Source organism: Nocardioides massiliensis (assembly GCF_030811215.1).
Lineage (GTDB): Bacteria > Actinomycetota > Actinomycetes > Propionibacteriales > Nocardioidaceae > Nocardioides_A > Nocardioides_A massiliensis.
Window position 1 is genome coordinate 2,361,919 of sequence record NZ_JAUSQM010000001.1, and the last position, 20,030, is coordinate 2,381,948.

Below are 20,030 nucleotides of genomic sequence, written 5' to 3' on the forward strand. Positions count from 1 at the left end.
GCTGCAGCAGCCGCCAGGATCCAGCATTCCCATGGGGTATGGGGTAATTGGCAGCCCGACTGGTTCTGGTCCAGTTAGTCTAGGTTCGAGTCCTAGTACCCCAGCGATTGACCCGATTGGACGCTGCTCGGCCCGCTGTGGTTAAGTTCCGTCCGCTCGCCCCCGTCGTCTAGTGGCCTAGGACGCCGCCCTCTCAAGGCGGTAGCGCCGGTTCGAATCCGGTCGGGGGTACCAATCACCGAAGGGCCCTTCTCCGCGTGACGCGGGGAGGGGCCCTTCGGCTTTCCTCGGCGCGCTCGCACCGCGGTGTCCGATTTCCGCGAGACAGCGGGACTGCGGTCGCGCAGGATGGAGCCATGGATCTCGATCCCGCTGCCTGCTACCGAGCGGTGCAGAGCCGCGATCGGCGCTTCGACGGGGTCTTCTACACCGCCGTGCACAGCACCGGCATCTACTGTCGCCCCTCCTGCCCGGCGCGCACCCCGCGCGTGGAGAACGTCAGTTTCCATCCCACTGCCGCGGCCGCACACGCCGCCGGATTCCGGGCGTGCCGGCGCTGCCTGCCCGACACCACCCCCGGCTCGCCGCGCTGGGACCTCGCGGCCGACCTGGCGGGGCGCGCGATGCGCCTGGTCGCGGACGGCGTCGTCGAGCGGGAGGGTGTCGAGGGTCTGGCCCGTCGGTTGGGCTACAGCAGCCGGCACCTCAACCGCGTCCTGCACGCCGAGCTCGGCGCGGGCCCGCTCGCCCTCGCCCGGGCCCACCGCGCGCAGACCGCCCGCGTCCTCATCGACACGACCGACCTGCCCTTCGCCGACGTGGCCTTCGCGGCCGGGTTCGCCAGCGTCCGGCAGTTCAACGACACGATCCGCGAGGTGTACGCCGCCACGCCGCGCGAGCTGCGTCAGGGACGGCGCGCGACGCCTGGGACGGGCACGATCGAGCTCGCGATCGGGTTGCGCGCGCCGTTCGCCGCCGCCGAGCTGATGGCCTTCCTCGTGCGTCACCGCGTCGCCGGCGTCGAGACGGGTGGCGCCGACTGGTTCGCGCGCACGATGCGCCTGCCGCACGGAGCGGGGTCACTGCGCGTCGAGCTCCTCGACGACCCGGGGCGGGTGCGCTTGCAGCTGCGTCTTGCCGACCTGCGCGACACCGCTGCCGCCGTCGAGCGTGCGCGGCGACTCCTCGACGCTGACGCGGACCCCGGCGCGGTCGACGACCACCTCGCCCGCGACGCGGGTCTCGGTCCCCTCGTGCGCCGCCACCCGGGCCTGCGCGTCCCGGGTCACGTCGACGGCTTCGAGGCCGCCGTCCGCACGGTGCTCGGTCAACAGGTGAGCATCGCCAGTGCGAGCGGCACCGCTGCCCGCCTGGCGAGCGCCCACGGGTCGACCTTCGGCGGCGGCGACGACGTACCCACCGTGGTCTTCCCGTCTCCTGCACAGCTCGCCGAGGCCGATCCGGAGCAGTGGCCCATGCCGCGGCGCCGTGCCGCCACCGTGCACCGTCTGGCCACGGAGGTCGCCGAGGGTCGGCTCGAGCTCGACCGCGGTGTGGACCGCGACGCGACGCGCGCCGCGCTGCTCGCGCTGCCCGGGATCGGGCCGTGGACCGTCGACGTCGTGGCGATGCGTGCCTGGGGCGATCCCGACGTGTGGTTGCCGACCGACCTCGGCACGCAGCAGGCACTGACCATGCTGGGTCTGCGACCCGAGGCTGCGGAGTCCTGGCGCCCGTGGCGCTCCTACGCTCAGAGCCAGCTGTGGCAGCTCGTCCTCGAGCAACCGCGCCCCACCCGCCGTACCCGCCCGTCCCGACCCGCGACCAAGGAGGCCAGCTGATGTGGACCGTGATGCAGAGCCCCGTCGGTGACCTGCGCCTGGTGGAGCGCGACGGCCAGATCACTGCGATCGAGTTCGCGCCGTTCCCCGTCGGTGACGGGAGGCCACGCGGCGAGCGTGCCGACGACCACCCGGTGCTGCGGGCGGCCCGGGAGCAGCTCACGGCGTACTTCGCCAAGGAGCGCACCGACTTCGATCTGCCGCTCGCCCCCGACGGCACGGACTTCCAGCAGCGCGTATGGGCTCAGCTGCGGGCGATCGGGTACGGCGAGACGCTGAGCTACGGGCAGGTGGCGACACAGTTGGGCATGACCAACGCGGCGTCGCGCGCTGTCGGCCTGGCCAACGGGCGCAACCCCATCCCGATCGTCATCCCGTGCCACCGCGTCATCGGGGCCAAGGGCGCGCTCACGGGCTACGCCGGCGGGATAGAGCGCAAGCAGATCCTGCTCGACCTCGAGCAGGGTGCGCTCTTCTGACCCCCGCCGGACGTCATACGCCACCGGAGCTATAGCCCTTGCTTCGTATGACGCTGCGGGGCAGCGTCATACGGGCGACGAGCTATAGCGCGGCGGACGTATGACGTCAGTCGGCGGCGGCGCGGCGCAGGGACTCCGAGAGCCGGTCGGCGGCGGCGAGCACGGCGGGGGCGTGCATCCGGCCGGGCTGACGGGACAGTCGCTCGAGCGGGCCGGAGACGGAGACCGCGGCGATGATCTTGCCGCTGGGGGAGCGGACCGGAGCCGAGACCGAGGCGACGCCCTGCTCGCGCTCGCCGATGGACTGCGCCCACCCACGACGGCGGATGCCGGACAGCGCCGTGGCCGAGAACGCGGCGTTCTGCAGACCGCGGTGCATCCGGTCGGGGTCCTCCCACGCCAGCAGCACCTGCGCCGCGGAGCCGGCACGCATCGTCAGCTGCGAGCCGACCGGGATCGTGTCGCGCAGGCCGGAGGGGCGCTCGGCGGCTGCGACGCAGACGCGGAACTCACCCTGGCGACGCCACAGCTGCGCGGACTCGCCGGTGATGTCGCGCAGCCGTGCGAGGACGGGGCCGGCAGCAGCGAGCAGCCGGTCCTCACCGGCCGCCGCGGAGAGCTCTGCCAGCCGCGGGCCGAGGACGAAGCGCCCCTGCATGTCACGGGCGACCAGGCGGTGGTGCTCGAGGGCGACCGCGAGGCGGTGAGCGGTCGGGCGGGCGAGGCCCGTGCCGGCCACCAAGCCCGCCAACGTGGCCGGTCCGGCCTCGAGCGCCGAGAGCACCAGTGCGGCTTTGTCGAGGACGCCGACTCCGCTAGAGTTGTCCATACTCTAATACTGCCGTCTCGGAGTGTGGGACGCAAGCGTTAGGGTCGAGGTCACAGCACCCAGCGCTGTGACGGTCCGACGAGTCTGAACGTCTGAGGGAGAAGTCATGGGCAAGGCCCTTGCCGAGAAGGTCTGGGACGAGCACGTCGTCCGCAGCGCAGCCGGAGAGCCGGACCTGTTGTACATCGACCTCCACCTCATCCACGAGGTCACCTCGCCCCAGGCGTTCGAGGGCCTTCGGTTGGCCGGTCGGCCGGTGCGCCGCCCGGACCTCACCCTGGCGACCGAGGACCACAACGTCCCCACCCTCGACCTCGACAAGCCGATCGCCGACCCCGTGTCGCGCACCCAGGTCGAGACGCTGCGACGCAATGCCGAGGAGTTCGGCGTGCGGCTGCACCCGCTCGGCGACGTAGAGCAGGGCATCGTGCACGTCGTCGGTCCTCAGCTGGGCCTCACCCAGCCCGGCATGACCATCGTGTGCGGTGACTCGCACACCTCGACGCACGGCGCCTTCGGCGCGATCGCCTTCGGCATCGGCACCAGCGAGGTCGAGCACGTGCTGGCGACACAGACGCTGATGCAGGCCAAGCCCAAGACGATGGCCGTCACCGTCAACGGCAGCCTGCCCGAGGGCGTCACCGCCAAGGACCTGGTCCTGACACTGATCGCGCACACCGGCACCGGTGGCGGTCAGGGCTACATCGTCGAGTACCGCGGCCCGGCCATCGAGGAGCTCTCGATGGAGGCGCGGATGACGATCTGCAACATGTCGATCGAGTGGGGCGCCAAGGCCGGCATGATCGCGCCGGACCAGACCACCTTCGACTACATCGCCGGCCGCCCCGAGGCGCCGGAGGGGGCCGACTGGGACGCCGCCGTCGCACACTGGCGCAGCCTGGTCACCGACGACGACGCGGTCTTCGACAAGGAGATCGTCCTCGACGCCTCCACGATGACGCCGTTCGTCACCTGGGGCACCAACCCCGGACAGGGCGTGCCCCTGGGCGCAAGCGTGCCGTCGCCCACCGACTTCGACGACGCCGACGACCGGATCGCAGCGGAGCGCGCGCTGGACTACATGGGTCTCGAGGCCGGTACGCCGATGCGCGACATCGCCGTCGACACCGTGTTCGTCGGCTCGTGCACCAACGGGCGCATCGAGGACCTGCGCCTGGCCGCCGAGGTGATCAAGGGACGCAAGGTCGCCGACAACACCCGGTTGCTCGTGGTCCCCGGCTCGGTGCGCGTGCGCCTGCAGGCCGAGGAGGAGGGCCTCGACGTGGTCTTCAAGGAGGCCGGCGCGGAGTGGCGTGGGGCCGGGTGCTCGATGTGCTTGGGCATGAACCCCGACCAGCTCGCCCCGCAGGAGCGCAGCGCCTCGACCTCCAACCGCAACTTCGAGGGCCGCCAGGGCAAGGGCGGACGGACCCACCTGGTCTCCGTGCCGGTCGCCGCCGCCACCGCCGTGCGCGGGACGTTGTCCTCGCCTGCTGACCTTCCGCCGAGTGCGTGAGGAACGAACGCGCTCGATGGCTGAAGGTTGAGCAGCGCTCCGGCTGAGCCTGCGAAGCGCGAAGGCGCGTGTCGAAACCTAGACTGACGATCAGGAGCATCGCCCATGGACAAGTTCACCACCCACACCGGCATCGGAGTCCCGCTGCGACGCAGCAACGTCGACACCGACCAGATCATCCCGGCCGTCTACCTCAAGCGAGTGACGCGCACGGGCTTCGAGGACGGGCTGTTCGCCGCGTGGCGCAACGACCCCGAGTTCGTGCTCAACAACCCTTCCTACGCCCAGGGCTCGGTGCTCGTGGCGGGCCCGGACTTCGGCACCGGTTCCTCGCGCGAGCACGCCGTCTGGGCCTTGCAGAACTACGGCTTCAAGGTCGTGCTGTCCTTGCGGTTCGCCGACATCTTCCGAGGCAACTCCGGCAAGGCCGGTCTGCTCGCGGCACAGGTCGACGAGAAGGTCATCCAGCGGCTCTGGGACCTGCTCGAGTCGCAGCCTGGCGCGCAGGTCACCGTCGACCTCGAGTCGCGCACGGTGCGCGCGGGTGAGGGTGCTGACGCGATCGAGGACTCCTTCGACATCGACGACTACACCCGTTGGCGTCTGCTCGAGGGTCTCGACGACATCGGGATCACCCTCGGCCACGACGAGACCATCTCCGCGTTCGAGGCGAAGCGGCCGTCGTGGAAGCCGGTCACGATCCGCGCATGACGGTGCAGCAACCGATCCGAGGCCCAGAACCCGCTCAACAGAAGGGTTCTGGGCCTCGGTCGTTCCTGCAGCAGGAGCGCAGGTGTGGCTCGAGCGTTGCGGGGCTCGCCGGTTCTCAGCGACCCAATACGCTCAGAACCCCTCAGGATCCGGTGTTCTGAGCATCGACGACAGTGGCGGTGACCTGCAGAAACTCACCTTTCGTGTCGGCGCGCCCATTGTGGGGCAGGCGGGATTTCCCTAGCGTGCCAAGCGAAGGTCGAGCATGGACTCGGCTCCCGCGTTCACCGAAAGGGAAGTGAAGTGAACAAGTCTCAGCTGATCGACGTGCTTGCCGCACGATTCGACGGCAATCGGAAGCAGGCAGCCCACGCGCTGGAGTCGGTGCTCGACACCATCACGCGTGAGGTCGCGAAGGGCGAGAAGGTCGCCATCACGGGCTTCGGCTCCTTCGAGAAGCGCATCCGCGCGGCTCGCTGGGTCCGCAACCCGCAGACGGGCGAGCGCATCAAGGCCAAGAAGACGGCCGTCCCGAAGTTCAGTGCTGGTGCTGACCTGAAGAACGTCGTCTCCGGCGCCAAGAAGCTCCCCAAGCTGACCGTCGCGAAGGCCGCGAGCGGCACCAAGTCCGCCGCCTCGGCCGCCAAGAAGGCAGCCCCGACCAAGAAGGCGTCGACCGCGAAGACCACCGCGGCGAAGAAGACCGCCACGAAGTCGACGGCAGCGAAGAAGTCGACCGCGACGAAGTCGACGGCGACGAAGTCGACGGCGGCCAAGAAGGCGCCGGCCAAGAAGACCGCGACGAAGTCGACGGCGGCCAAGAAGGCGCCGGCCAAGAAGACCGCGACCAAGTCGACGGCGGCCAAGAAGGCGCCGGCCAAGAAGACCGCGACCAAGTCGACGGCGGCCAAGAAGGCGCCGGCCAAGAAGACCGCGACCAAGAAGACGGCCGCGAAGAAGACGGCCAAGAAGGCCTGAGCGTCTGACTCACCGACGCGACGAGGAGAAGGGGCGGCCATCGGCCGCCCCTTCTTCGCGTCCGTCGGCGAGCAGCGGCGATCAGTCAGACCAGTCCGAGCTCGGTGAGCGCGGTGAGCGTCGCGGGCCCGACCCCCAGTCGGCGTACGCGCTGCAGGTCGTCGAGGGTGTCGACGTCTTGACGGAGGCGGATCGACGCCGAGCCGCTCAGGTCGCGCAGTCCCAGGCCCCGGTGGGCCTCCCGCGACCCAGCACCGAACGTGGGGTGGAAGCCCGTGTGGTGCGGCGCGGCCAGGACCGTCGTCCCGACGCCGGCCGCGTCGGCGACGAACCAACCGTGGTTGAGGGCTTCTGCTCCACCACCCGCCTCGTCGGCAGCGGCGAGCACTGCGCCGACATCGGCGCTGCGCAGGGCGGGGAGGTCGGCGCACACGGCGAGAACGGCGATGTCGTCGTCTCCGAGCGCCGCGCTCGCGCGCAGCAGCGCGTCGTTCAACCCCCGCGCGTCGGGGTCGACGAAGAAGCGCCACGCGCCGGGCAGCTCATCGGGAGCACTCGCACTGTCGGTCACCACGACGACCTCCTCCACCTGCGGGGTCGCGGCCAGCACCTGCAGCGTGTCGGTCGCGAAGGCGAGCGCCAACCGCGCCCGCTGCGCTGGGCTGAGACCGAGCCGTGTCTTCGCGCGAGCCCACGACTTGACCGGGACGAGGGCCCGGTAGCGGCGGGGTGCCGCGGACGGCGACGACGTGGACACCGCCCAGATCCTGCCAGCCGAGCCCGTGTCCGGCTCCGCGGGCCCGGCCCCGCGCAGTACGCTCACGTGGGCGGTGCGCGGAGGCAGGAGCCTCCTCGGGCGCACGGGTGGAGGTCCCGTCGCAGGGGACGGAGCGAGGAGGCGGACGTGGCGCGGCGCAAGCTGCAGGAGAAGCGAGGGCTGGCGTTCGGGATCGCCGTCGCGATCGTCAAGCCGACGCTCCTGGCGACCACGAAGCAGGACTGGACCGGTGGCGAGCACATCCCGGCCGAGGGCGGCTGCGTGATCGCGGCCAACCACCTGTCCCACCTCGACCCGCTGACCTTCGCCCACTTCGTCTACGACCACGGCCGACTGCCGCGCTACCTCGCCAAGGCCGAGGTCTTCGACATCCCGGTCGCCGGTCGGCTCGTCCACGCGACCGGGCAGATCCCCGTGGCCCGGCTGAGCGCCGGCGCCGCGAGCGCGTTCGCCGCCGCCGTCGAGGCGGTCAGCGCCGGCAACCTGGTGATCGTCTACCCCGAGGGGACCATCACCCGCGACCCCGACCTGTGGCCGATGGTCGGCAAGACCGGAGCGGCCCGCATCGCGCTGGCGACGGGCTGCCCGGTCATCCCCGTCGCCCAGTGGGGGGTCCAGGAGCTGCTGGCGCCGTACGCCAAGAAGGTCAACCTGCTGCCCCGCAAGACGATGACGATGCGCGCCGGTCCGCCGGTGGACCTGTCGGCGTACGACGGTCGCTCGTTGACGCCCGAGGTGCTGCGGGCCGCCACCAGCGACATCATGGACGCCATCACCGCGGAGCTGGAGATGGTGCGGCAGGAGAAGGCGCCGGCCGTCCGCTTCGACCCCAAGGCTGCCGGTGTCCGCGAGATCGGCAACCCCCACGAGCAGGCCGAACGTGAGCGTCGACGGAAGCGAGGACACCGATGAGCAAGGTCGCGATCATGGGCTCCGGCTCGTGGGGTACGGCGTTCTCGCTCGTCCTCGCCGACGCGGGCAGCGAGGTCACCCTGTGGGGCCGGCGCGAGGAGCTCGCCGCCTCCATCAACGAGCGCCACGAGAACTCCGACTACCTGCCCGGCGTCGAGCTGCCTCCCACGGTGTCGGCGACTACGGATCCGGAGAAGGCCATGGCGGGCGCCGAGTTCGTCGTTCTCGCGGTGCCGTCGCAGACCCTGCGGGCGAACCTCGAGTCCTGGGCGCCGGTGATCCCGGACGACGCCGTGCTGGTGTCGCTCATGAAGGGCGTCGAGCTCGGCACCGTCAAGCGCATGAGCGAGGTCATCACCGAGGTCGCCGACATCGGACCGGCGCGGATCGGGGTCGTCTCCGGGCCCAACCTCGCCAAGGAGATCGCGCGGCGCGAGCCTGCGGCCAGCGTGGTCGCCTGTGCCGACGACGACGTGGCGCGACGGCTTCAGGCGTTGTGCCACTCGCCGGCGTTCCGGCCCTACCGCAGCACCGACGTCGTCGGCTGCGAGGTGGGTGGTGCCTACAAGAACGTCGTCGCGCTCTGCGTCGGGATGGCGGTCGGGCTGGGATTCGGCGACAACACGACCGCCTCGCTCATCACGCGCGGCCTGGCGGAGACCGCGCGCCTGGCGATGGCGCTCGGCGCGGACCCGCTCACCCTCATGGGCCTGGCCGGTCTGGGTGACCTGGTGGCCACCTGCTCGTCACCGCTGTCGCGCAACCGCACCTTCGGCGAGAAGCTGGGCCAGGGGATGAGCACGGCCGAGATCACGGCGTCCACGCGCCAGGTCGCCGAGGGCGCCAAGTCGTGCTCGTCCTTGGTCGACCTCGCCGAGCAGACCGGCGTCGACGCGCCGATCGCCGAGGCGGTCAAGGCCGTGGTCGCCGGCACCATCACCCCGGCCGACACGATGGCCGCGTTCCTCGAGCGGCGCACCAAGCACGAGCAGGAGTAGGCAGAACCGGTACGCCGTCGCCTCACCCGGTCCGGTCGAGAGCGCCGGCCAGGTCCTCCCACAGGTCCTCGACGTCCTCGATGCCGACGGCGAGGCGCACGAGACCCTCGGGGATCGTGCGCGACTCGGTGCGCCAGCGGCGACGTCGCTCGAGCGTGGACTCGACGCCGCCGAGGCTGGTGGCGTTGACCCACAGGGAGGTCGCGCGCGTCCACCGGTCGGCCTGGTCGGCGTCGGTGAGCACGGCGGCGACGACGGCGCCGAAGCCGGGGTAGCGGACCTCGGCGACCTCCGGCCGCTCGGCGAGCCGCCGGGCGATCTCGGCGGCGTTGGCCTGGGCGCGCTCGAGCCGCACCTCGAGGGTGCGCATCCCGCGCAGGGCCAGCCACGCCTCCCACGGGCCGGGGATGGCGCCGAAGGAGTCGCGCCGGAGCTTGAGCACCTCGCCGATCTCGTCGTCGGCGGTGACGACGGCTCCCATCACGATGTCGCTATGGCCGGAGAGGTACTTCGTCACCGAGTGCACGACGATGTCGGCACCCAGCTCCAACGGCCGTTGCACCAGCGGCGTCGCGAAGGTGTTGTCGACAGCCACGCGGGCGCCGGCCGCGTGGGCGGCCTCGATCACCGCGGGGAGGTCGACCACCTCGAGTGCCGGGTTCGTGGGGGACTCCATCCAGACCAGCGCCGCGTCCTCGCACGCCGCCACGACGGCGGCGGTGTCGGTGACGTCGACCAGCTCGACCTGCACCCGGCCGCGCGCCTCGAGGTCGGCGAGCTGGCCGAGACTGCCCTGGTAGGCGTGGCGCGGGACCACGACGCGCTCGCCGTGGGCGACGAGGTCGAGCACCGCGGCGATCGCCGCGAGGCCGCTGGCGTAGGCCAGGCAGCGTCCACCCTCGAGCTCACCGAGCGCGTCCTCGAACGCGGTCCAGTTCGGGTTGGCGTAGCGCCCGTACTCGCGGTCCCCGCCCGCGACGTACGGCGCAGCCAGGGTGACGGGCACGTTGAGCGGTTGGTCCGGCTCGCGGGCGGGTCGTCCGGCAGCGACGACCACGGTGCCGCGCCGCCAGGGTCCGGTCGCGTCTCCAGGTGCACTCATGCCCCTCACGGTAGGCGCTGGGTGCCGCGGGACCGTCGCCGTCCCGCGATAGGGTCGCCCTGCCATGACGACCACCGCCAGCCCCGCACCGTCGACCCCGCGTCCGCACCGGGTGGCGGTGATCTTCGGAGGCCGCTCGACCGAGCACGCCATCTCCTGCGTGACGGCCGGCTCGGTGATCGACGCCCTCACCAGCGCGGGCTACGACGTCGTCCCCATCGGCATCGCGCGCGACGGTCGCTGGGTGCTGGAGTCGCGCGACCCCGCCGCCCTGCGGATCTCCGAGCAGGGAGCGCTGCCCGAGGTCACCACCGACGGCACCGGGCTCGTGCTCGCCCCCGGCGGCAACCTCGTCGCCCTCGACGCCGGTGACCTCCCGGCCGAGCTGAGCGAGGTCGACGTCGTCTTCCCCGTCCTGCATGGCCCCTGGGGCGAGGACGGCACGATCCAGGGACTCCTGGAGCTCGCCGACGTGCGCTACGTCGGCTCCGGTGTCCTCGCCTCCGCCGTGGGCATGGACAAGCACGCGATGAAGCTGCACCTGATGGCCCAGGGCCTGCCCGTGCTCCCGTACGCCGTCATCACCGAGCGCACCTGGGAGACCGACCGTGCGGCCGCCCGCGAGCCGGTGGCGAGCCTGGGGTTCCCCGTCTTCGTGAAGCCCGCGCGCGGCGGCTCCAGCATCGGCATCAGCAAGGTCGGCTCACTCGAGGAGCTCGACGAGGCAGTCGAGCTGGCGCGCCAGCACGACCCCAAGGTGCTGGTGGAGGCCGCGGCCGTCGACGCCCGCGAGCTCGAGTGCGGCGTGCTCGGCGGCTTCGGCCACGACGCGCCCGAGGCCAGCGTCGTGGCCGAGATCGTGGTCGAGGGAGACCACGAGTTCTACGACTTCGCGGCGAAGTACCTGCCCGACGAGGGCAGCCGCCTCGACGTCCCCGCGGACCTGCCCGACGACGTCGCGCAGGAGGCGCGGGAGCTCGCGGTGCGCGCGTTCGACGCGATGGAGTGCGAGGGGCTCGCCCGCGTCGACTTCTTCTGGCTGCCCGACGGCCGGCTGGTCATCAACGAGATCAACACCATGCCCGGCTTCACGCCGTCGTCGATGTTCCCCCGGATGTGGGCCGCCACGGGCGTTGACTACCCGGCGCTGGTCGACCGCCTCGTGCGGCTGGCTGCCGCGCGCAGCACGGGCCTGCGCTGATCACGGGCTGACGGGGCCTCCGTCCGCCGTGTCGGGCCCCGTCGGCGTCCGGAAGTCGCGCAGCGGACGGTTGGTGGCCGCCACCGCCACGACACCGGCGAGCGCGAGCAGCCCACCGCCGGTCATCGCCATGGCGGGGGAGAGGGCCGAGCCCATCACCCCCGCGCGGAAGTTGCCGACCTCGGGGCCCGCGACGCCGACGACCTGCTCGACCGAGCTGACCCGGCCGCGTACGGCGTCAGGCGTGGCGAGCTGCAGCAGGCTCGCGCGCGACACGACGCTGACGGTGTCAGCGGCGCCGGCGACGGCCAGGAGCGCGAGGAGCAGCGGGAGGGAGCCCGCCAACCCGACCCCGGCCAGGGCGACGCACCAGACGCCCGCCGCCCACAGCTGCATCGTCCCAAGGCGACGCTGCCGCACCACCCAACCCGACAGCAGGCCGGCGACCAACCCGCCGACGGCCACCGAGCTGACGAACAGGCCCAGCGTGCGCGGGTCCCCGCCGAAGCGGTCCTCGTTGATCGCCGGGAACAACGCCATCGGCATCGCCAGCACCGTCGCCGACAGGTCGGTCCAGAACGCTCCCGCCACGACCTTGGTCCGCGCGACGAACCCGATGCCCTCACGCACCAGCCGCAAGCCGGTGACGCTCGTGTCCGGCGCCCGCTCCGGTCGCATCGACGGCAGCCGGGCCACGCCGTACAACGAGACGACGAATGCCACCGCCTCGACCAGGTACGCCGTGGCCAGACCGCCCTCCGCGATCGCGACGCCGGCGACGGCCGGTCCGGCGAGCATGCTCGCCTGGAAGCTCAGGTGCATGAGCGCGATCCCGGCGCCGACCCGCGCGGGCGGGAGCAGCCGGGGGATCAGCGTCCGGCGCGCCGGCGCGCCGAGGGACGTCGCGGTGGTCTGCACCGCCAGCACCCCGAGGAGCAGGGCGAGCGAGCCCACGTCGAGGAAGGCCTGGGCGACCAGACCGAGTGAGGTGACCCAGGCGATCGCGGTCGTCCAGACGACGAGTCGCTTGCGGTCGGTGAGGTCGGCCAGCACCCCGCCGACCAGGGTCATCACGACCATCGGGACCGCGTGCACGAGCCCGACGACCCCGACCCACAGCGGGCTGCCGGTGAGCTCCCACACCTGGTAGAGCACCGTCACGGAGGCGACCTGGCGGCCGAAGCCCTGGGCCGAGGTGCCGATCCACAGCCGGCGGTAGTCGGCACTCTCGCGCAGCGGCCGGATGTCCGCGAACGCGCGCCTCACGAGGGTGCGAGCGGGGGGAGCACGAGCGGGAGGTGCCTGGGCGCGGGCGTCAGATGTGCACGATGGGGCAGGTCAGCGTGCGCGTGATGCCGTCGAGCGTCTGCACCTTCGCCACCACCAGCTTGCCGAGCTCGTCGACGTTGCGCGCCTCGGCGCGCACGATGACGTCGTACGGGCCGGTCACGTCCTCGGCGAGGGTGACGCCCTTGACCTCGGAGATCGCCCGTGCCACGTCCGCGGCCTTCCCGACGTCGGTCTGGATGAGGATGTAGGCCTGGACGACCATGAGGACTCCTGCGGGTCGCGGGTGGGGGACCGGCACAACCTACCTGCTCTGCGAACCCGTCGGAACACGCCGCGGGGGTGCCGGTACGCCGTCCGGCATCGGGTTGGATGGACGTCATGGATGGAGCACAGGACGGCCAGACCCTCGCCGACCATGGGGAGTTCGCCGTCATCGGCGCGATCACGCAGGCGATCCGCGAGGCCCGCGCGCCCGGCGAGGACGTCCTGGTCGGCCCCGGCGACGACGCGGCCGTCCTGCGCGTGCGCACGGGCCACGTGGTGGTCTCCAGCGACCTGCTCGTGGAGGACCGGCACTTCCGCCGGGCGTGGACCTCGGCGTACGACGTGGGGCGGCGCGCGGCCGCGCAGAACCTCGCCGACATCGCGGCGATGGGTGGCACCGCGACGTGGCTCACCGTGGGTCTGGCGGCGCCCGGCGACACTCCGGTGGAGTGGGTCCGCGACCTCGCGCGCGGGCTGGCCGAGGAGGCGGCGCTGGTGGGGGCCGATGTGGTCGGCGGTGACCTCACCCAGTCCGGCGAGATCATGATCGCGGTGACGGTCATGGGCGCCTGCGCCCAGGCGCCGGTGCTGCGCGACGGCGCCCGTGCGGGCGACGTCGTCGCGCTGGCCGGCCGACAGGGCTGGTCGGCCGCCGGCCTCGCGGTGCTGAGCCGGGGGTTCCGCTCACCCCGCACGGTGGTCGAGGCGCACCGCCGCCCCGAGCCGCCGTACGCCGCCGGACCGGAGGCCGCCCGTGCCGGGGCGACGGCGATGATCGACGTCTCCGACGGACTGCTGGCCGACCTCGGTCACGTCGCGACGGCGAGCGGGGTCGCCATCGACATCGACTCGACCGTCTTCGAGATCCCCGAGCCGCTGCACGCCGTGGGGGCCGCGCTCGGCGCCGACCCGCTGGCGTTCATCCTCACCGGGGGCGAGGACCACAGCCTGGTGGCGTGCTTCGAGAACGCCGCCGACGTCCCCGACGGCTGGCTCCGGATCGGCCGGGTCGTCGCGGGGTCCGGAGTCACGGTCGACGGCGAGCCGCGGTCCGAGGCCGGGGGCTGGACGCACTTCTGAATGGCGCCCGCCGGGCACGTTGAACGTCGAAGGGCCGCCCCGCGGACGGGACGGCCCTTCGACGAGTTGTCGCTCAGGTCAGCGCGAGACCTTGCCGGCCTTCAGGCAGCCGGTGCAGACGTTGACCCGCTTGGGGGTGCCGTCGATGGTCGCGCGGACGCGCTGGATGTTGGGGTTGAAGCGGCGCTTGGTGATCTTGCGGGACCACGGCCGGTTGTTACCGAAGCCCGGCTTCTTGGCGCAGATGTCGCAGACGGCAGCCACCGTGGCACTCCTGGGGATCTCGAGAATCAGAACGGGGTCCCGGCGTACGCCGGGCAACCGCAACAGGATAACGAAGTGTCCCCGGTGAGGCGAATCGAGCCCTCGTCCGGCGTCCCGGGCGGTCCCCGGGCAGCCCCCGGGCAGCCCCCGGGCAGCCCCCGGGCGTGGGGGGTGCGATGTCCTAGGGTGATCGCGCACACGCCGTAGCGCAAGCCGCGACGCCGCTCGGACCCACAGGAGCAGGAGGCCAGGGACGTGGACCACGACGCGCCCGCGCCCGGTGTGCGTGCGTCCCTGCCGCCGGTCGACCAGGTGGGCTCGCTCGATCTCGCGGTCGTCACCCGGTTCTGCGACCTGGCCGTCGACCGGCTGGCCGAGGCGCGCGAGGAGATCGACGCCCTCAACGTCTACCCGGTGCCGGACGGCGACACCGGCACCAACATGTACCTCACCTTCCAGGCGGCCCGCGACGCGATGCTCGCCGCGACCGGCGGTGACCCCGACGCAGACCTGAGCACGGCGCTGACGGCGCTGGGCCGCGGCGCGTTGCTGGGCGCGCGCGGCAACTCCGGCGTGATCCTGTGCCAGGTGATCGCGGCGTTCGCCGGGCGGATCGCGGCCGCCCAGGTCGGTGACCGCACGGCGGAGGTCTTCGCCGAGGCACTGGTGGCGGCGACCGAGGCGAGCTATGCCGCGGTCGGCGACCCGGTGGAGGGCACCATCTTGTCGGTGGCCCGCGCGGCCAGCGACGCTGCTCGCGCCGTGGCCGCGGTGCCCACGACCCGGTTGGGCCACGTCATCGGCGCCGCCGCGACCGCAGCGCGCGAGGCACTGGCGCGCACGCCGGAGCAGCTGCCGGTGCTGCGCGACGCCGGCGTCGTCGACGCCGGCGGCCGTGGCCTGTGCGTGGTCCTCGACGCGGCCGAGTCCGCGATCACCGGCAAGCGCGCGGTCGGGTCGACCTTCCGGCTCGGCGAGCCACGCCGGATCCCCGTGCCGTTGCCGAGCGGCGATCTGACTGCGGAGGGACCGGCCTACGAGGTGATGTACCTCCTCGACGCCGACGACGCGTCGATCCCCGAGCTGCGCCGCACCCTGCGCAGCCTGGGGGACTCGCTCGTCGTCGTGGGGGGTGACGGGCTCTGGAACGTCCACGTCCACGTCGACGACGTGGGGGCCGCGATCGAGGCGGGGCTCGTCGCCGGTCGCCCGCGCCGGGTGAAGGTGACGCACTTCGCCGAGCAGATCGGGCGTGCGCGTGCCGTCGTCCCGACCGATCGGAAGGGCCGCAAGGTCGTGGTCGTCGCAGCAGGCCCCGGCCTGGCGGAGCTCTTCGCGGAGTGCGGTGCCGTCGTGGTCAGCGGCGGGCCGGGTCGGCGGCCCTCGACCGGTGACCTGCTGCAGGCCATCACCGGGTCCGGCGCGGCCGAGGTGGTCGTGCTGCCCAACGACGGCGACTCGGTGCGGGTGGCGGAGGCTGCTGCCCGCACCGCCGAGACCGACCACGACGTACGCGTCGCGGTCGTGCCGACGACCGCCCAGGTCCAGGGCCTGGCCGCCCTCGCCGTCCACGAGCCCGGCCGCAGCTTCGAGCAGGACCTGGTCCAGATGACGGCCTCGGCCCGGCACGCGCGCCACGGCGCGGTGACCGTGGCGGTCAAGGAGGCGATGACCACGGCGGGTGCCTGCCGGCCCGGTGACGTCCTGGGCGCGATCGAGGGCGACTTCGTGGAGGTGGGAGCCGACCTCTACGCCGTGGCCGTGACCGTGCTCGAGCGGCTGCTCGGCGGGGGTGGGGAGCTGGTCACGATCGTCGCGGGGGTCGACGGAGCCGAGCTCGCCGGGCGCTGCGCCGCGCACCTGGAGGCCACCCATCCGACCGTCGACGTCGTCGTCTACGAGGGCGGGCAGGAGCGCTACCCGCTGCTCGTCGCGGTCGAGTGATGGCGGCAGTGTCGCCGCACACGCGGCTCAGCCAGCTCGCCGGGGGCAAGAAGGGTGGTGAGGCACTCGCCAAGCTCGGGCTCCACACCGTCGCCGATCTCCTGCACCACCACCCGCGTCGCTACGTCGCGAAGGGCGAGCTCAGCACGCTGGCCGACATGGAGCCCGACACCCATGTGAGCGTCGTGGGCCGCGTCGTCGACGCGCAGGTGCGGCCCTACACCGATCGGCGGACCAACCGCCAGGCCTTCCGCGTCGAGCTCGTCGTCGCGGTCGAGGGCGGCCGGCTGCTGCTGACCTTCTTCGACCGCCGCCAGCACATCGCCGACTGGCGGATGGACCGCTACCGCCCCGGCACCGTCGGGATCTTCTCGGGCAAGCTGGGGGAGTTCCGCGGACAGCTGCAGCTGACCCATCCCGACGCCACGACCTTCGGCAGCGAGGACGACGCCGCGCTGGAGTTCGAGCTCCAGCCCGACCTGACCCCGGTCTACCCGGCCTCGGCGAAGGTCCAGACCTGGCAGCTGCGCGACCTCGTCAAGCTCGTCCTGGAGCTGCTCGACGACTGGCCCGAGGTGGTCCCGACGTCCGTACGCCGCGCTCGCGGGCTCGTCACCGGACGTCAGGCCTTGGAGTGGATCCACCGCCCGACCGACCTGGCGCAGGTGGAGCGGTCGCAGGAGTACTGGAAGTTCGCCGAGGCGTTCACCGCCCAGACCCTGCTGGCGCGCCGCCGCGTGGCGCTGCGCTCGATCGCCAGCACGGCGCGACTGCCGCGCGAGGGCGGCCTGCTCGACGCCTTCGACCAGCGACTGCCGTTCGAGCTCACCCAGGGACAGCAGGAGGTCTCGGCCCAGATCCTCGACGACCTCGCGCAGACACACCCGATGCAGCGCCTGCTCCAGGGCGAGGTCGGCTCCGGCAAGACCATCGTCGCACTGCGCGCGATGCTGCGCACGGTCGACGGCGGGGGACAGGCCGCGCTGCTGGCACCGACCGAGGTCCTCGCGCAGCAGCACGCCCGCTCGCTGCGCGAGATGCTCGGCCCCCTGGCCGAGGCGGGCATGCTCGGCGGCTCCGACCAGGCGACCCGAGTCACCCTGCTCACCGGCTCGCTGCCCGCCGCGGCCCGCCGTGCCGCGCTGCTCGAGATCGCCTCCGGCGCCGCCGGCATCGTGGTCGGCACCCACGCGCTCCTGCAGGAGAAGGTCGACTTCGCCGACCTCGGCCTCGTGGTGGTCGACGAGCAGCACCGCTTCGGAGTGGAGCAGCGCGCCGAGCTGACGGCCAAGTCCGACCGGCCGCCGCACCTGCTCGTCATGACCGCGACGCCGATCCCGCGCACGGTCGCCATGACGGTCTTCGGCGACCTGGAGACGTCGCTGCTCACCGAGGTCCCGCGCGGTCGCGCCGGGGTGCAGACGACGCTGGTCCCGATCAGCGCGCGGCCGGGCTGGCTCGACCGTGCGTGGGAGCGCATCAGCGAGGAGGTCGCGGCCGGCCACCAGGCGTTCGTGCTCTGTCCCAAGATCGAGGCCGACGGCGACGACCCCGCCGGCGCTGCCGTCGAGTCGGTCGCCGACCTCCTCGCCGCCGGTCCGCTCGCGGCGCTGCGCGTGGACCGGCTGCACGGCCGACAGGCGCCGGACCACAAGGACAAGGTGATGCGCGCCTTCGCCGAGGGTGAGATCGACGTGCTCGTGTGCACGACGGTGGTGGAGGTCGGCGTCGACGTCCCCAACGCCACCGTCATGGTCGTCCTCGACGCCGACCGGTTCGGCCTGTCGCAGCTGCACCAGATCCGGGGCCGGGTCGGGCGAGGCTCGGCCGCCGGCCTGTGCCTGCTCGTCACCCGCGTCCTGCCGGACTCGCCGTCGTTCCAGCGGTTGCAGGCGATGGCCGACACCTCCGACGGCTTCGCGGTCGCGCAGCTCGACCTGGCCACGCGTCGCGAGGGCGACGTGCTCGGCGCGGCGCAGGCCGGCACGGCATCGGGCTTCCGCCACCTCTCGGTGGTGGCCGACGAGCACGTCATCGCCGAGGCGCGCGATGCCGCGGCCGCCTATCTCGCCGAGGACCCCGCGCTGCTGGGGGCGCCCGACCTGATGGAGGCCGTCTCGGAGCTGGAGCACAGCGGCCGCGGTGACTACCTGGAGCGCGGATGACGCGGATCATCGCCGGCGCCGCCCGGGGCCACCGGCTGCGCACGCCGGAGGGGAGCGTCACCCGGCCGACCGCCGACCGGGTCCGCGAGGCGCTGTTCTCCTCCCTGGAGTCCGAGCTCGGCGGGTGGGAGGACGTCCGCGTCCTCGATCTGTACGCCGGCAGCGGTGCTGTCGGACTCGAGGCCCTCTCCCGCGGCGCCGCGGCGGCGACCCTGGTCGAGCAGGACAAACGCGTGCTGAAGGTGCTGCGCGACAACGTCCGCACCCTCGGGCTCCCCAATGCCGAGGTCGTCGCGGGCGACGTCGCACGCATCGTCGCGGCACCGGCCAAGGCGGCGTACGACGTCGTGTTCGCCGACCCGCCCTACCCGGTGACCTCGACCGCGGTCGACGCGGTGGTCGCCGCTCTGGCCGTCCACGGGTGGCTCGCCAGCGAGGCGGTGGTCGTGGTCGAGCGCGCGACCCGCAGCGACCCGCTGCAGTGGTCCGCGCCGGTCTCGGTGGTCCGCACGCGGGCCTATGGCGAGACCACGCTTTGGTACGGTCGCGCCGACGTGTGAGGCATGCCCCCGCAGGTGGCCGCGGGGAGCAGCGGATCCGGGAGTGGAGGTGCGCGTGGGCAAGGCCGTGTGTCCGGGAACGTTCGACCCGGTGACCCTGGGGCACGTCGACATCTTCGGCCGGGCGGCTGCGCTCTTCGACGAGCTCGTCATCGCGATCGGCACCAACCCCTCCAAGCGCCGGTTGTTCTCGCCCGAGGAGCGCATCGAGATGCTCGAGGAGGCCACGGCCCACCTGCCGAACGTCTCCGTCGCCGGGTTCAGCGGCCTGCTGGTCGACTTCTGCCGCGAGCGCGACATCGCGGCGATCGTCAAGGGTCTGCGCAACGCCTCGGACTTCGACTTCGAGCTGCCGATGGCCCACATGAACGCACGGCTGACCGGCGTCGAGACCGTCTTCGTGGCGACCGATCCCGAGCTGTCCTTCGTGTCCTCCAGCCTGGTCAAGGAGGTCGCGGCGTTCGGCGGTGACGTCACGCCGTTCCTGTCTCCTGCGGTCCTCGAGCGGCTGCGCGCGCGCCTCGACGCATGAGCCGGGCACGCACCGGGAATACTGGGCTGGCCCTGACGCCGTCGGGGCCGGAGGGAGCACGAGTGGACGTCAACGACCGGCTGGACGCGCTGCGTACCGCGATCACCGCAGCGCGCGCGATGCCGATGTCGACCTCGGTGGTGGTCAACCGCGCCGAGATGCTGCGCCTGGTCGACGAGCTGCAGGCCGCGGTCGACGAGGCCGGCGCGGAGTCGGGCCGGGTGCTCGCCGAGCGCGACCGGCTCATCGCCGAGGCCAACGCCCAGGCCGACCAGATCATCAAGGACGCCCACTTCGAGCGCGACCGACTGGTCTCCGACACGGAGGTCTTCTCGGTCGCCCGCCGCAAGGGCGAGGCGCTGGTCATCGACGCCCAGACCGAGGCGAGCGAGCTGCGCAAGGAGACCGACGACTACGTCGACTCCTCGCTGGCGAACTTCGAGATCACGCTCGAGCGGACCCTCGAAGCGGTGCGCCGCGGCCGGGACCGGCTCGCGGGACGCGCGGCGCTCGACCGTCTCGGCGGCGACGACGTGGACGCGATCCGGCTGCCCGAGCACCTCGAGGCCGACCGCTGAGCCACCGC

At 72.5% G+C, this 20,030-nt stretch carries 20 protein-coding genes and 2 tRNA genes; 16 read left to right on the top strand and 6 right to left on the bottom strand.

Annotated features, from left to right (window positions below; translation table 11 throughout):
- The first annotated feature begins 32 nt into the window (after positions 1-32).
- The 4 genes from J2S59_RS11700 (at position 33) to J2S59_RS11715 (ending at position 2,320) form a co-directional block, all read left to right on the top strand.
- A tRNA-Gln gene (locus J2S59_RS11700) sits at positions 33-104 on the top strand.
- A gap of 54 nt (positions 105-158) precedes the next feature.
- A tRNA-Glu gene (locus J2S59_RS11705) sits at positions 159-234 on the top strand.
- Positions 235-356: 122 nt separating this feature from the next.
- Positions 357-1,841 (top strand): AlkA N-terminal domain-containing protein, encoded by a 1,485-nt coding sequence (locus tag J2S59_RS11710; RefSeq protein WP_306825135.1) that lies wholly within the window; start codon positions 357-359, stop codon positions 1,839-1,841.
- Positions 1,841-2,320 carry a methylated-DNA--[protein]-cysteine S-methyltransferase gene (locus J2S59_RS11715; RefSeq protein ID WP_068119586.1) on the top strand — a complete coding sequence of 160 codons (480 nt, stop codon included), beginning with the start codon at positions 1,841-1,843 and terminating at the stop codon, positions 2,318-2,320. Before J2S59_RS11710 ends, J2S59_RS11715 begins: the two co-directional genes overlap by 1 nt.
- Before the next feature lie 106 nt (positions 2,321-2,426).
- Here the strand turns inward: J2S59_RS11715 and J2S59_RS11720 are convergent, their stop codons facing one another.
- Positions 2,427-3,149 carry an IclR family transcriptional regulator gene (locus J2S59_RS11720; protein WP_068119589.1) on the bottom strand — a complete coding sequence of 241 codons (723 nt, stop codon included), beginning with the start codon at positions 3,147-3,149 and terminating at the stop codon, positions 2,427-2,429.
- A 106-nt stretch (positions 3,150-3,255) separates the two neighbouring features.
- Here J2S59_RS11720 and leuC point away from each other — a divergent pair, with 106 nt between their 5' ends.
- The 3 genes from leuC (at position 3,256) to J2S59_RS11735 (ending at position 6,354) form a co-directional block, all read left to right on the top strand.
- Positions 3,256-4,665, top strand: a complete 1,410-nt coding sequence (leuC, locus tag J2S59_RS11725; protein ID WP_068119592.1) for a 3-isopropylmalate dehydratase large subunit — start codon at positions 3,256-3,258, stop codon at positions 4,663-4,665.
- Positions 4,666-4,770: 105 nt separating this feature from the next.
- On the top strand, positions 4,771-5,376 hold the full coding sequence (gene leuD / locus J2S59_RS11730; RefSeq protein ID WP_068119596.1) for a 3-isopropylmalate dehydratase small subunit: 606 nt from the start codon (positions 4,771-4,773) through the stop codon (positions 5,374-5,376).
- 303 nt (positions 5,377-5,679) lie between these two features.
- Positions 5,680-6,354: an HU family DNA-binding protein gene (locus tag J2S59_RS11735; protein WP_068119599.1), complete on the top strand. Its 675-nt coding sequence runs from the start codon at positions 5,680-5,682 to the stop codon at positions 6,352-6,354.
- A gap of 85 nt (positions 6,355-6,439) precedes the next feature.
- Here J2S59_RS11735 and cofC read toward each other — a convergent pair whose 3' ends face one another.
- Complete coding sequence (cofC, locus tag J2S59_RS11740; RefSeq protein ID WP_306825136.1) at positions 6,440-7,111, bottom strand: 2-phospho-L-lactate guanylyltransferase; 672 nt, start codon at positions 7,109-7,111, stop codon at positions 6,440-6,442.
- Positions 7,112-7,258: 147 nt separating this feature from the next.
- Here cofC and J2S59_RS11745 point away from each other — a divergent pair, with 147 nt between their 5' ends.
- Together J2S59_RS11745 and J2S59_RS11750 are read left to right on the top strand one after the other, a co-directional pair.
- Positions 7,259-8,044 carry a lysophospholipid acyltransferase family protein gene (locus tag J2S59_RS11745; protein WP_068120624.1) on the top strand — a complete coding sequence of 262 codons (786 nt, stop codon included), beginning with the start codon at positions 7,259-7,261 and terminating at the stop codon, positions 8,042-8,044.
- Positions 8,041-9,042, top strand: coding sequence for an NAD(P)H-dependent glycerol-3-phosphate dehydrogenase (locus J2S59_RS11750; RefSeq protein ID WP_068120625.1), 1,002 nt, complete (start codon positions 8,041-8,043; stop codon positions 9,040-9,042). Before J2S59_RS11745 ends, J2S59_RS11750 begins: the two co-directional genes overlap by 4 nt.
- 22 nt (positions 9,043-9,064) lie before the next feature.
- Here the strand turns inward: J2S59_RS11750 and J2S59_RS11755 are convergent, their stop codons facing one another.
- Complete coding sequence (locus tag J2S59_RS11755) at positions 9,065-10,144, bottom strand: trans-sulfuration enzyme family protein (protein ID WP_068120628.1); 1,080 nt, start codon at positions 10,142-10,144, stop codon at positions 9,065-9,067.
- Positions 10,145-10,208: 64 nt separating this feature from the next.
- On the opposite strand from J2S59_RS11755, the gene J2S59_RS11760 reads away from it, so the two are divergent.
- Positions 10,209-11,345, top strand: a complete 1,137-nt coding sequence (locus J2S59_RS11760; RefSeq protein WP_068120630.1) for a D-alanine--D-alanine ligase family protein — start codon at positions 10,209-10,211, stop codon at positions 11,343-11,345.
- Here J2S59_RS11760 and J2S59_RS11765 read toward each other — a convergent pair whose 3' ends face one another.
- Entirely contained in the window at positions 11,346-12,611 is a 1,266-nt protein-coding gene (locus J2S59_RS11765; RefSeq protein WP_068120631.1) for an MFS transporter, read from the bottom strand. It lies immediately after the preceding gene.
- Between the two features lie 49 nt (positions 12,612-12,660).
- A complete protein-coding gene (locus J2S59_RS11770; RefSeq protein WP_068120633.1) occupies positions 12,661-12,897 on the bottom strand; it encodes an Lrp/AsnC family transcriptional regulator in 237 nt (78 codons plus the stop codon).
- A 116-nt stretch (positions 12,898-13,013) separates the two neighbouring features.
- Between J2S59_RS11770 and J2S59_RS11775 the strand changes: the two genes are divergently transcribed.
- Positions 13,014-13,979: a thiamine-phosphate kinase gene (locus J2S59_RS11775; RefSeq protein WP_068120635.1), complete on the top strand. Its 966-nt coding sequence runs from the start codon at positions 13,014-13,016 to the stop codon at positions 13,977-13,979.
- Positions 13,980-14,057: 78 nt separating this feature from the next.
- Here J2S59_RS11775 and rpmB read toward each other — a convergent pair whose 3' ends face one another.
- Complete coding sequence (rpmB, locus tag J2S59_RS11780; RefSeq protein ID WP_068120636.1) at positions 14,058-14,243, bottom strand: 50S ribosomal protein L28; 186 nt, start codon at positions 14,241-14,243, stop codon at positions 14,058-14,060.
- A gap of 255 nt (positions 14,244-14,498) precedes the next feature.
- Between rpmB and J2S59_RS11785 the strand changes: the two genes are divergently transcribed.
- The 5 genes from J2S59_RS11785 (at position 14,499) to J2S59_RS11805 (ending at position 20,022) form a co-directional block, all read left to right on the top strand.
- On the top strand, positions 14,499-16,187 hold the full coding sequence (locus tag J2S59_RS11785) for a DAK2 domain-containing protein (RefSeq protein ID WP_306825137.1): 1,689 nt from the start codon (positions 14,499-14,501) through the stop codon (positions 16,185-16,187).
- Complete coding sequence (locus tag J2S59_RS11790; protein ID WP_370871485.1) at positions 16,187-18,352, top strand: ATP-dependent DNA helicase RecG; 2,166 nt, start codon at positions 16,187-16,189, stop codon at positions 18,350-18,352. The genes J2S59_RS11785 and J2S59_RS11790 overlap by 1 nt, the downstream gene beginning before the upstream one ends.
- Entirely contained in the window at positions 18,349-18,912 is a 564-nt protein-coding gene (gene rsmD, locus J2S59_RS11795) for a 16S rRNA (guanine(966)-N(2))-methyltransferase RsmD (protein ID WP_068120926.1), read from the top strand. The genes J2S59_RS11790 and rsmD overlap by 4 nt, the downstream gene beginning before the upstream one ends.
- 55 nt (positions 18,913-18,967) lie before the next feature.
- Positions 18,968-19,444 carry a pantetheine-phosphate adenylyltransferase gene (gene coaD, locus J2S59_RS11800; RefSeq protein ID WP_068120928.1) on the top strand — a complete coding sequence of 159 codons (477 nt, stop codon included), beginning with the start codon at positions 18,968-18,970 and terminating at the stop codon, positions 19,442-19,444.
- 62 nt (positions 19,445-19,506) lie between these two features.
- Entirely contained in the window at positions 19,507-20,022 is a 516-nt protein-coding gene (locus tag J2S59_RS11805; protein WP_068120923.1) for a hypothetical protein, read from the top strand.
- Positions 20,023-20,030 lie beyond the last annotated feature (8 nt).